This is a genomic window from Methanophagales archaeon (genome assembly GCA_021159465.1).
In the GTDB taxonomy this organism is placed as follows: Archaea; Halobacteriota; Syntropharchaeia; order Alkanophagales; family Methanospirareceae; genus G60ANME1.
The window spans coordinates 1-11,579 of sequence record JAGGRR010000234.1; the positions used below are offsets into that span (position 1 = coordinate 1).

General features: G+C 45.7%; 9 protein-coding genes and 2 tRNA genes. 4 read left to right on the top strand and 7 right to left on the bottom strand.

Annotated features, from left to right (window positions below):
• Window positions 1-269: 269 nt before the first annotated feature.
• The 3 genes from J7J01_09835 to J7J01_09845 all read right to left on the bottom strand — a co-directional run bounded on the left by J7J01_09835 (window position 270) and on the right by J7J01_09845 (window position 2,939).
• Window positions 270-1,178 carry a hypothetical protein gene (locus tag J7J01_09835; GenBank protein MCD6211160.1) on the bottom strand — a complete coding sequence of 303 codons (909 nt, stop codon included), beginning with the start codon at window positions 1,176-1,178 and terminating at the stop codon, window positions 270-272.
• 74 nt (window positions 1,179-1,252) lie between these two features.
• On the bottom strand, window positions 1,253-2,041 hold the full coding sequence (locus J7J01_09840) for a hypothetical protein (GenBank protein ID MCD6211161.1): 789 nt from the start codon (window positions 2,039-2,041) through the stop codon (window positions 1,253-1,255).
• Window positions 2,042-2,865: 824 nt separating this feature from the next.
• Window positions 2,866-2,939 (bottom strand) — tRNA-Phe (locus J7J01_09845).
• A 76-nt stretch (window positions 2,940-3,015) separates the two neighbouring features.
• On the opposite strand from J7J01_09845, the gene J7J01_09850 reads away from it, so the two are divergent.
• Window positions 3,016-4,467, top strand: a complete 1,452-nt coding sequence (locus tag J7J01_09850) for a TldD/PmbA family protein (protein ID MCD6211162.1) — start codon at window positions 3,016-3,018, stop codon at window positions 4,465-4,467.
• Here the strand turns inward: J7J01_09850 and J7J01_09855 are convergent.
• Entirely contained in the window at window positions 4,442-6,004 is a 1,563-nt protein-coding gene (locus J7J01_09855) for a methanogenesis marker 3 protein (protein MCD6211163.1), read from the bottom strand. The genes J7J01_09850 and J7J01_09855 overlap by 26 nt on opposite strands.
• Before the next feature lie 78 nt (window positions 6,005-6,082).
• Between J7J01_09855 and thyX the strand changes: the two genes are divergently transcribed.
• Window positions 6,083-6,808, top strand: coding sequence for an FAD-dependent thymidylate synthase (gene thyX / locus J7J01_09860; protein MCD6211164.1), 726 nt, complete (start codon window positions 6,083-6,085; stop codon window positions 6,806-6,808).
• 41 nt (window positions 6,809-6,849) lie between these two features.
• On the opposite strand, the gene J7J01_09865 is transcribed toward thyX, so the two are convergent.
• Window positions 6,850-8,526 carry an NAD+ synthase gene (locus tag J7J01_09865; GenBank protein MCD6211165.1) on the bottom strand — a complete coding sequence of 559 codons (1,677 nt, stop codon included), beginning with the start codon at window positions 8,524-8,526 and terminating at the stop codon, window positions 6,850-6,852.
• 54 nt (window positions 8,527-8,580) lie between these two features.
• Between J7J01_09865 and J7J01_09870 the strand changes: the two genes are divergently transcribed.
• A complete protein-coding gene (locus J7J01_09870) occupies window positions 8,581-8,727 on the top strand; it encodes a hypothetical protein (GenBank protein ID MCD6211166.1) in 147 nt (48 codons plus the stop codon).
• A 19-nt stretch (window positions 8,728-8,746) separates the two neighbouring features.
• Here J7J01_09870 and J7J01_09875 read toward each other — a convergent pair whose 3' ends face one another.
• Together J7J01_09875 and J7J01_09880 are read right to left on the bottom strand one after the other, a co-directional pair.
• Window positions 8,747-9,043, bottom strand: coding sequence for a DUF59 domain-containing protein (locus tag J7J01_09875; GenBank protein MCD6211167.1), 297 nt, complete (start codon window positions 9,041-9,043; stop codon window positions 8,747-8,749).
• A gap of 36 nt (window positions 9,044-9,079) precedes the next feature.
• Window positions 9,080-9,152 (bottom strand) — tRNA-Asp (locus J7J01_09880).
• A gap of 93 nt (window positions 9,153-9,245) precedes the next feature.
• On the opposite strand from J7J01_09880, the gene J7J01_09885 reads away from it, so the two are divergent.
• Entirely contained in the window at window positions 9,246-11,432 is a 2,187-nt protein-coding gene (locus J7J01_09885) for an elongation factor EF-2 (GenBank protein MCD6211168.1), read from the top strand.
• The last annotated feature ends 147 nt before the right edge of the window (window positions 11,433-11,579 follow it).

An 11,579-nucleotide genomic window follows, 5' to 3' on the forward strand; every position in this document is an offset into this window, starting at 1 on the left:
TCTTCATGTTCTGACTTTACCTATTTCGGATTCAACCGCGCTCAATCGCTCCTTTAATGCATATATCTCCTCTTTCACTTCCAGTCTATCCTTTATCGCTCGAATATCAGTTCCCATCTCCTTCTGTCCTATTTTTAAGTGAGATTAGCTCAGTGTCCACCGAATCCAATCGCCCTTCTATCGCCCCTACTTTTCCCTTTATCGCAGCTATATCCCTCAGTAACATCAATAAAAAATAAAGGAGGGATAATAATATCCAGTTTTTTTATTCAACCCCACACCGTTACTGGCTCAGGGAACTTGGTTGTGTTCGCCGCACCTGTGCAGTTACCGTATGACGTCACATTTACGGTGCCATTAGCCTCGTACTTGGATGTATTGAAGTGCGTTGGTGGTAATACCAGACCCTTGTCATAGGATGCATTGAACTCTAAACTGCGTCCATGCGTCCATCGTATCTTCACCGGTATCGAAGTATGGCACGCAATACACGCTTCATTTGAACCCTCCATTTTTGTATCGTTTATCGAATCCAACACGAAGGCTTTATGCGCCGCGTGCTCGCCCGTGTCTGTGCCTGTAGTGCCCAATCCAAACCCGCCTGCCGAGATGAAATCTAGATAACCCCGGAAGGGAAACGTAATATACTCTCCACGATACCATCCCTCACTTCCACCATGACATAGGTAACACCGACCATTGTATTCCTCATAACCATAGTGGTTCCATTTCCCGCCCCCGCTATCGGTAGAGATACCATGACAGTCCATGCATTCTATCGTTGATGCTGCGTGAGCTTCTACACCGGAAACCGAACCCGTTCCAGTGCCACTTGCATAAATGAATCCACTTGAAGGTTCATATTTGCCCGTGCTCGGATTGTATGACATATTGAAACAGGTCCGGTGACATAATTCGCAATTCTCATCCATGTAACTATGTGGCGAACTGGATTTACCTGCAAGTTTTTTACTCAGTGGCTCCATACTCATCATCTCCTCGTAAACGTCTGCATGACATTTCTTACATGGGATCTGATTCTCGTTCGAAGAGATATTGTACCACCGATGCTGCCCGCTGAAGAGCGATACTGTTGAGGGTAATGCGAATACACCAACCGCGACAATTGCAATCGCCAGCAACAATAACCTTCCACTATTCATTCCTCGTTTCATCATTCTTCACACCTGACCATTTAGTGATAATAAAAAGAAAAGGGAAATAAAAAATTTCTGTTTTTTTCTATCTTCTTTTAGCTATCCCAGATCGCTACCGGGGTGGGGAACGCCGTTGTATTCGCTCCTCCTGTGTAGTTACCGTATGATGTTACCTTCACAGAACCATTAGCCTCGTAATCGGATGTATCGAAGTGCGTTGGTGGCAGGTTCAAGCTTGCGTTGTATGTCGCATTGAACTCCAGATTGCGTGCATGCGTCCAGTTTATCTTTACTGGTATGTATGTATGACATCCAAGACAGGCCTCGTTCGCATCTTCCATCCTCGAGAAGTTTATTGCACCTTCTATAAAGCCCTGGTGCGCTGCATGTCCACCTGGATGTGCACCATTGGTATAATTGAAGTGCAGCCCACTAACGGGGTCTACATAGGAGCTGTTATCAAATGGCATAGAAAAACCGCCCGCCGCTGGTGCGCCATATGCGTTATTGAACTCATGGCATGCCATACATGCAACGGTAGATGCAGCATGAGCTTCCTCACCCGGCGTCGAATCTACTCCATCACCACTACCATATGTCCATCCTTGTTTTTTCTCATACGCCGTCCGATGGCATGCCCCACAGGCTTCATTGGGCTCATCACCAATCGTCCAAGAATTACTACCGCCACTTAGGGTTCCATGGACCCCTGTAAACAGATACTCATCGTATATATCAGCATGGCACTTTATACAGGGTATCTCGTTTCCAGTACCACTTATATTATACCATCTATGCTGGCCACTGAAGAGCGATACGGTAGAAGGGAGCGCGAAGATACCGATAGCAATGACTGCAATTGCCAGCAGAACTAATTTACTCATTTTCATTTTCTTTTCGTTTTCACCTCCTAATCTCTTATTCTCATATTAGATATACCAAGGAAGATAGTACATAAAAAATTTTCGCTTTTTTTCATACCCATCATGGCTTCCACACCTATCTACCTATACATTCCTTATCACTACATAAAAACTTTTCCATTACTTCAGTTGAGTTTTTAAAAAGCTATGAACAAGTTAAATATCCTATCACACTTTATTAGCCGTTCGTTATTAATGTTACAATATCTTAAACTTTCGTTTCAATTATCATCCAAATAAATGCCGGATGTGTTAATTTTACATAGGATTGCATACGTTTAGATAATCACGCGAAAATCAAGTATCGTGTATCATGTATCGTGTGAGCGAATCATGAATATACCTCCGTGCTCTCCGCGAGGATGGTCGCGAGGAAGCAGGCTGCTTTGCTCCATACTCACGATGTTATGCACACTATGTGGTGTCAAATCAACGATAGGATAATATCTACCGCCAGAATGCGCTGCTATCTCACGGCAATATGATGTAGGTTGTATCTCTGGCGCGGCTGCACGAATTGTGGCATCGAGTGCAATATCCCTTGTCCCTCCTCCCCCTTATGGATACCGATGAGGCTGATATTTATCAATATCGGGCGATAGTGAGGGGATCCTTCTGTCTGTCTTACTGCGGCATCTCCTATCTTTATCCACTCAACGTCTCACTTCTCGGGGGTCTATATATTGGGTTGCCTATCTCAAATACAGACTCGTTCTCCGGCTCTTTTAGCCCCCTCTATCTCTATCTTAATCTCTAAAAGTCAAAGAATGGTAGAACATCGATGATGGGACCGCCGAGATTCGAACTCGGGACAACTCGGTCTTCAGCCGAGCGCTCTCCCGGGCTGAGCTACGGTCCCTGTAACACCCTTATCCTTAACATACCATTATTAAAATTAAAAAACTTTCTTCATGATTCATGACATGAGCATTACCATGAGAGAAGAGATAAGCAGAGCCATAGATTTCGTGGTCTCAATGGGAGCGAGATATGCTGATATCCGTATGGAGAAGGGTTATGCGACAGTTATAGAAGTGCAAGATGGAGTCTTTCGGGAGATGAGCTATGGTATTGATCATGGGGTGGGCGTTCGTGTGCTGTATGGTAACTCATGGGGTTTCGCTTCCTCTAACGAATCATCAAAGTCTGGACTTAGACTTAGAGAGACATTTGAGGATGCTCTCAGGATTGCTCGTGCACTATCGTCCCATGGGTCTGAATCCAAATCTGAATCTAAATCAGAACCGATAAAGCTGGCAGAAGCACCCTCAATAACCGACCATTTTAGGCTAAATCCAAAGATAAACCCCGCTGATGTGAGCATTGAAGAGAAGAAGCGCATGATAAATGATGCGTATAGAGCAGCGAAGGAATATTCGCCACTCATAAAGAGTGTTTCCTTATCATATCTCGATGGTTACGAGGAGCGAGTGTATGCGAATTCGGATGGAAGCTACATAGAGGAAGTGGCACCAGCGGTTTTCATGCGCGTGTATACAGTTGCGAAGCGCGGAAATGTCTTACAGGAGGGCAGGGAGAGTATCGGCGCAGTAGGTGGCTTTGAGGTGATAAGAGCAGAGGATCCCGAAGTTATGAGCGTAAAAGCTGCAGATAAAGCACTCCGACTTCTTGATGCTGAACTGCCCCCTGCCGGTATGTTCTATGTGATTATGGACCCGAAACTCACGGGTGTATTCATGCATGAAGCGCTCGGGCATGCTGCGGAGGCAGACCATGTACTCTGTGGCGAGTCTATATTAAGTGACAAATTGGGCGAGGAGATAGCATATCAGGGGCTGACGGTTGCAGACGACCCGACCATCGAGAACTCGCATGGCTATTATAGGTATGATGACGAGGGCATTCGTGCAAGGCGAACGGAAGTGATAAAAGAAGGCGTACTCGTATCATTCCTGCATACACGCGAGACTGCAGGTAGATTTGATGCAGTACCGACCTCGAATGCACGTGCGGCGAATTATTCTGAACTGCCACTTGTGAGGATGAGCAATACAGTCATTGAGCCTGGCGATAGCGATTTTGAAGAGATGCGTGAGGATATCTCATACGGTATCTATGCTAAGGGCATGCGTGGTGGTCAGGTGGACACAGTAAGGGGCGAATTTCAGTTCAGTGCAGAAGAGGCATTCCTGATAGAGAAGGGAGAGCTCACAAAGAGATTGAAGAACGTATCGCTCTCAGGGCGAACCTTAGATATATTAAAGAGCATAGACATGGTGGGTAAGATAAAGAGCAGGGGTTCAATTGGATACTGTGGCAAAGCAGGCCAGGAGGTTCCGGTCTCTGAATATGCTCCCCACATACGCGTAAAGAAGATTCTGGTAGGCGGTGCTGGTGGTGCTATGCCTTCTCCCTCACATAAATGACGTCCCCCTCTTTTAACTTACCAAGCCGCTCCATGGTAGAAGGTGTGAGAGGCGAGAACGAGAGCACGAGGTTGGCACCGTCGAATGTCTCTCCTGTTGGACCATACGTATCACTATCATTTAACCGAATGCCCATAAGTCCCTTGTTTGACCTTGACATATTTGTAACGCCCAGAATTCCCTTCTCTACTTTCTCCTTCGGTATATTCTCCGGTACCAGTGTTCCTGCTTCTTCTGCATTGCCCTCAAACAGGACCATTGTTCCCGGAATGCTGAAATAAACCTTCAAATGCCCTATTGGACGATTGATCAACCCTGTAAGCTTCTTGAAATACCACACCGTCTTCGGTGCCTTATCATAAAACAACTCCACCTCATATACATCCTTCGCATCTACACCAACTGTTCTCACCGTGCCCCTATCAATGATCTCCATAGTTAGCTCGGGCTTCTGGTCCACAACGATAGCATCATCATTGGTATTCCCTTCCCTGACCTGCTCAATATCTTCATGCGCAAAGAACTCTTCCGCTTCTTTCTGCGTCTTACCCACCATCATCATCCACTTTGGCTCTGTCGTTATAAGAATCGTATCGCCCGGATGCGCATATTCTATCAATTCCCCACCCTGTACTATCTCCCCAAATACATTATGTGAGGGGTTCGGCAACCTGCTATCCTTATATAAAAATACCTTCCCACGCTCTGTACCATCATTTCGTGCTGAGAGATGGTATTTTGACCTGTAAGCGAGGTTCTCTGCAGGTAAACTGAGCCCTTTCAGGTTCTCTGCCGCTACATACGTTTTCGCAAAGTCATCCACGTGGATGACACCACGATAACTGAGCGAGAAGAAATGTTCACTTGACATCGGTGCTTCTCTGAATAGTTTTATCTTTGCGAAAGTGAATATTTCCTGCCCCTCCTCTATCTCTGTATCCAGATCCGTAGTGACGAATCCAACTCGTTCCGCTTTTGTTACTATCGGGTGTATCCCTTCTATTTTATCCCCCTCCTCTAAACTTGAGATAATGCTCCTCCCGCGTGTCAACTTCCCTATTATAGCATCGGCACCGGTACCATAAGCAGCTTTGTGCTCACGTTTACTTATCATAAGGTAAGTCAAGTTCGGATCGAAGCCGCCAAAACCGAGGAAAACATCCCATTTCTTATAGCTGTGCTCGGCTCTTTCCACACTTAAATCTGTCTGTATCGGTCCAATAGCAGTTACATCGTCGGTCTTCCAGGCTATTACGCCATTGTTAAACCTCTTATAACCGCTGAGAAATAAAGACAATGCCTCACTTTTACTTTTACTCTCACTCTCCCCTTCACCTTCGCCCTCTCTGAACATTTTTATCCTCGCTTCACCACGCTCCGTCTTCACTGCAAACTCATTCTTCAACTCCTTCTCTTCCTTCTCTGAGACCACAGCTATTGTACAACCCTGCCGGTATAAACCCTTCAGTTCTTCAATTATGTCTCCCAGCGTCTTACTTTCAACATCTTGTGTTTCGCCATTAAATTTAATTTTCATGGTGTTTATTTTAAACCTCGATTTTTTTAAAGTTTTTTCTTTTTATATTTATCACAGGGCAATAAAAATTTATCTGCAATGGAAGTGAAATTGCTCAGGGTGACAGAAGAAGGATTGGCTCTGGTTGCGGATGCAGCACGGGTAAGTGGTTTCCCTTCGATGCAGGATATGGAAGCGATGGTAAAGCTGATTACAGATAATGATTATTCCTCCGTCCTTGAACACATCTGCTTCACATTCGATATTGAGGGTATAAGTGTGGCACTCAGTAGAGAGCTGTTAGAGCACAGGATTGCATCACATACCGCAAGAAGCACGAGATATAATGGAGAAGAGGAGTTTGAGTATTATATTCCCGGGAGACTGAGCAGCAACGAGGAAGCGATGAGGATTTACAGGGAAGGGATGAAGAGCGCAAATGAGGCATACGTCCGGCTGAGAGGGCTTGGCATCGGCAAAGAAGAGGCGAGATACGTATTGCCAATGGCTTTACATACCCATTATATAGTTACCATGAACGTTCGCAGCCTGATAAACTTCTTCATGCTTCGCCTCTGCGTACGCGCATCGCCAGAGATGAGAGAACTCGCAATGCGTATGTATAAAATATGTGTACGTGAATATCCCGTCATATTTTCAAGCATATGGTGTCGTGGATTCACATTGGGCGTGTGCCCGGAGAATAAAGCAAGACCAGCGGAATGTCCATTTAGTGGTATAATATCCAATAAACAAGTTGTGAAACGCGAATTTGAGGCGGAAGCGAGGCGAATAATAGAGAAAGAACTGGCTAAAAGTACTTAATCAGTCAATTCCCCCCTTACCCCAATTCTTACCCTTACCATTTACTCATTATATCTATTCGTGATAGGCATTCGCCTGCCTGTGCCAAAGGCTTTTGGCGTTATCTTTATACCTATTGGTGCCTGTTGTCGCTTGTATTCGTTATGGTCTACCTTCCATATAACCTCACTGACCACTTCTGCATCGAAACCCATCTCGATTATCTCCTCTTTGCTCTTGTTCTCTTCTATATATGCATGCAATATCGGATCCAGCACCTCATAGGGCGGTAACGAATCGGTATCCTTCTGCCCAGCCCGCAATTCCGCTGAAGGCGCTTTAACTATGATGCTGTGTGGGATAACCTCCGCTCCCTTGAGTGTGTTATAGTATTCTGCAAGCTTATACACAGTGGTCTTGGGCACATCCGAGATGGCAGCCAGACCGCCGCTCATATCACCATAAAGCGTACAATAGCCAACAGCGAGTTCTGATTTGTTGCCGGTGGAGAGAACGAGGTATCCAAACTTGTTCGATAGTGCCATCAAGATATTTCCGCGAATCCTCGCCTGGATATTCTCTTCTGTCACATCGGGCGTGGTATCTTTGAACTCCTTTGATAGCATCCTCGTATATGCATTCACCGCCTCAACAATGGGAATAACCTTGAACTCTATACCAAGGTTCTCAGCCAATCTCTTCGCATCTTCTATACTGCTTGAGGAAGTGATTGCACTGGGCATCGCTACTCCAACGACATTATGCGCACCCAGAGCCTCTGTTGCCAGAACGGTAGTAAGAGCGGAGTCTATGCCACCGCTTAGCCCGATGACAACCTTTCTGAAACCGTTCTTCCGGACATAATCCTTTATGCCCAGTAGCAAGGCATTAAAGATCTCTTCTATCTCTGTCATCTCTGCCCTATCGGCTTCATCTGGGGGCGTTATCGGAGCGCTATCGAGAGTGGATGTAATAAAACACTCCTTAAATTGTTCTCCTTCCGCAATTAGCGCGCCTTTGTCATTAAATATACCGCTTCTGCCATCAAATACCAGTTCATCCTGACCACCAACCAAATTCACGTATGCAATAGGGACCTTATTCGCCCGCGCTCGCATTGCTATCAGTTCCCTTCTCAGTCTGCTCTTGCCCGCATAGAAAGGTGATGCGGAGATGTTCACAATGAGTTCAGCACCGAGTTCCACCTGCTTCTCCGTGGGTCCATGTCCATCCACCCAGATGTCCTCACGTATATTTATACCAAGCTTGAGGTTGTGCCTGGACTTATCCAAGTTGAATACGCGATTCTCGGTTCCGGGCTTGAAATATCTTTTCTCGTCAAATACATCGTAGTTCGGGAGGTGCATCTTGTGCTGTATGCCTATCAGTTTCCTATCATGGAGTAATGCGGCAGAATTATACAGAGTCTTCTTTGGTAAAGCAGATATATCGTAGATATTACTTATGAAGGGGGCATCGGAGTGGTCAACAAAACCGAGAATAACCGCAATATCTGCTGTTTCACTTAGTATTTGAGCTAAAGCTCTTCTATTCGCCTCGATGAATGAGGGTTTCAATAATAAATCTTTTGGTGGGTACCCGGTAATCACCAGTTCGGGGAATACCACCAGATCCACACCACTATCACGTGCTTTTTTGATATATTCAATTATCTTTGCTGTGTTACCATCTATGTCACCGACGGTGGGATTTACCTGTGCAAGTGCTATCCGGATCAAGTTAGCTCCCACTATATCTATAATAAGTGTAATACATTAACATGTTGATAGGAGATGGACAATAAGGAAGAGGTAAGATGTGACAAATGTGGGAAGACTATCTCTGGCGATATCTATGAGTTCAAAGGTATGAAGCTGTGTGAGGATTGCTATATGGATGAGGTGATAGCTTCACAGCCGAAGAGATGTGCTATGCGATAAGTCCTCAAGATATTTCATCTTATAATCCCCACGCTTCCTGCTCCATAGCTAAGAAAGCTTGCAGTTCTTCCGCGGTCATCACCGTTGTCTTCACTTCTACCTTTGCTCCCATCTCCTCTACCGGTTCCCGCACACTCTCTACAAGCAGTTCGCGAATGGGAATACCAGGGAACGGAAATGCCAGCGTAATGATGATTTTATCGTCTTCAACGGTTATATCCTTCAGTATCCCCAGCTCCATCAGCGTGCGATCTATAGCAGGATGCCTCACCTGCGCCACCGCATTACGAACTTTCTCTTCTGATATCTCGCCCATCTCTCTCTTTAATCTTTAAGGATATATGATATTATACGCCCAGGTCGGGATTTGAACCCGAGTCCGAGCCTCGACAGGGCTCAATGATAGGCCACTACACCACCCGGGCTTAGGCTTATATTGCTTATTTATTGTACTGTTATATTTTAAAGGTTACTAAGTTATACAATAAAAGATAGTAATCAAAGAAGGTGAAAAAAGGATGGCAACAAGGGGAAAGAAAGCAGCAGAGAAGGTAAAAGTATTGATGGGCAGGACTGAGCGGATAAGAAATATCGGTATCATTGCACATATAGACCATGGTAAGACCACGTTGACCGATAACCTCCTCGCGGGTGCGGGTATAATATCAAAGGAACTGGCGGGTGAGCAACTCTTCACCGATTTCTATTACCTGGAACAGGAGAGAGGGATAACCATATTCGCAGCAAATGTGTCCATGGTTTATAACTATATGGGTGATGATTACCTCATAAACCTTATAGATACACCAGGGCATGTTGATTTTGGTGGTGATGTGACGAGAGCACTGCGAGCAGTTGATGGTGCGGTGGTGGTTGTTGATGCAGTAGAAGGCGCCATGCCTCAGACTGAGACGGTGTTAAGACAGGCGATGAAGGAGAACGTGAAGCCTGTTCTTTTCATTAACAAGGTTGACAGGATGATAAATGAGTTGAAGGTAGATGCAAGAGAGATGCAGGTCAGACTTGCTAAGATAATAGACAAGATAAATAAGCTGATTCAAGGCATGAAAAAGGATAAATACGAGGAATGGAAGCTGGATGCAGCGAAAGGGAATGTTGCCTTCGGATCCGCGTTATATAATTGGGCTATTAGCGTGCCAACGATGGAAAAGACCAGAATTGGTTTCAAAGAGGTGTTTGAATACTGCAAAGCGGGCAATATGAAGGAGCTGGCATTGAAGTGCCCTGCGTATGAAGCAGTTCTTGATATGGTAACAGAGCATCTGCCCAATCCACTGGTGGCACAGAAGTATCGGGTGCCCGTGATATGGCATGGTGATGTCACATCAGCGATAGGGCAGAGCATGATAAACTGTGATAAAGAGGGTGAAGTTACTTTTATGGTCACCAGTATCACGGTGGACCCACACGCGGGGGAAGTAGCCACCGGGCGGTTATTCAGTGGTAGTATAGAAAAGGGCAAGGAGTTACTCATCTCTGGTGTTTATAAGAAAAATCGAGTACACCAGGTGAGTATATACATGGGTCAGGAGCGAGTAGAGGTGGATAGTGTTCCTGCGGGCAATATAGCGGCACTGGTGGGCATAAAGGATGCTGTTGTTGGCTCCACGCTCTCCACTGTGGAGATGGTGCCATTTGAGAGCATAAAACATTACAGCGAGCCTGTTGTCACGGTTGCGGTAGAGGCGAAGAGCACAAAGGATTTACCAAAGTTGATAGAGGTGCTGAGGAAGATAGCGAAGGAAGACCCGATGGTAAGAGTGGAGATAAATGAGGAGACTGGTGAGCACCTGATCTCAGGGATGGGAGAGTTGCATCTGGAGATAATAACCAATCGGATAAATCATGATGAGAACATCCCGATAGTAGTATCGCCACCAATCGTCGTCTATCGCGAGACGGTGCAGGAGCATGCGGGGCCGGTCGAGGGCAAATCGCCGAACAGGCATAACAAGTTCTATTTTGAGGTAGAGCCATTAGGTGCGGAGGTGGTGGAGAAGATAAAGACAGAGGGTATAACGGTGGGCAAGGACAGGGTATGGCTGCGTGATAAGCTGGTTGAAGCAGGTATAGGGAAGGAAGAGGCGAAGAATGTCGTTGAGATCTTTGAGGGCAATCTGTTAATAGATATGACAAAGGGGATTCAATATCTGCGAGAGACTATGGAATTGATTCGCGATGGGTTCAGGGATGTGATGAATAATGGACCATTAGCGCATGAGAAGTGCATGGGTGTGAAGGTGAAGTTAATAGATGTGAAGCTGCATGAGGATTCGATACATAGGGGTCCGGCGCAGGTGATTCCCGCGGTGAGAAATGCTTTGCTCGGTGCTATGCTCCTTGGTAAGGCTACCTTCCTCGAACCTATGGTAGAGGTATTTATAAATATACCGCAGAATCTGCTTGGCAATGTGACGAGGGAGTTACAGAGTAGAAGAGGGCAGATACTGGATATGCAGACCGAGGGGGAGATGGTATCAGTGCGTGCGGAGGCACCAGTCGCGGAGATGTTCGGCTTTGCAGGTGATATAAGGTCAGCAACAGAAGGTAGAGCGTTGTGGAGTACCGAATTCGCAGGGTTCAAGCCTATACCGCAGGCAATCTTCGTGGAGAAGGTGATGGAAGTGAGGAAGAGGAAAGGACTAAAACCCGAGATGCCAAAGTCCAGTGATTTCTTATCGTAGCGTAAGTAAGTAGGTAAAGGTGATATTAAACGGAGAGAACAGGGTCTTTCAGGAATGGATGAGGTTGAACTCGCTATAGCTATAGAAGGTGTAAGTGTCGAAAGGTTTGAGAAGAAGAAGGATAAACATCAATAACTATAACTTATA

Excerpts from the sequence above, each read along its gene's own strand:
- J7J01_09835 (MCD6211160.1), bottom strand. The coding sequence starts at position 1,178 with ATGATGAAACGAGGAATGAATAGTGGAAGGTTATTGTTGCTGGCGATT.
- J7J01_09840 (MCD6211161.1), bottom strand. The coding sequence starts at position 2,041 with ATGAGTAAATTAGTTCTGCTGGCAATTGCAGTCATTGCTATCGGTATC.
- J7J01_09850 (MCD6211162.1), top strand. The coding sequence starts at position 3,016 with ATGAGAGAAGAGATAAGCAGAGCCATAGATTTCGTGGTCTCAATGGGA.
- J7J01_09855 (MCD6211163.1), bottom strand. The coding sequence starts at position 6,004 with ATGAAAATTAAATTTAATGGCGAAACACAAGATGTTGAAAGTAAGACG.
- thyX (MCD6211164.1), top strand. The coding sequence starts at position 6,083 with ATGGAAGTGAAATTGCTCAGGGTGACAGAAGAAGGATTGGCTCTGGTT.
- J7J01_09870 (MCD6211166.1), top strand. The coding sequence starts at position 8,581 with ATGGACAATAAGGAAGAGGTAAGATGTGACAAATGTGGGAAGACTATC.
- J7J01_09875 (MCD6211167.1), bottom strand. The coding sequence starts at position 9,043 with ATGGGCGAGATATCAGAAGAGAAAGTTCGTAATGCGGTGGCGCAGGTG.
- J7J01_09885 (MCD6211168.1), top strand. The coding sequence starts at position 9,246 with ATGGCAACAAGGGGAAAGAAAGCAGCAGAGAAGGTAAAAGTATTGATG.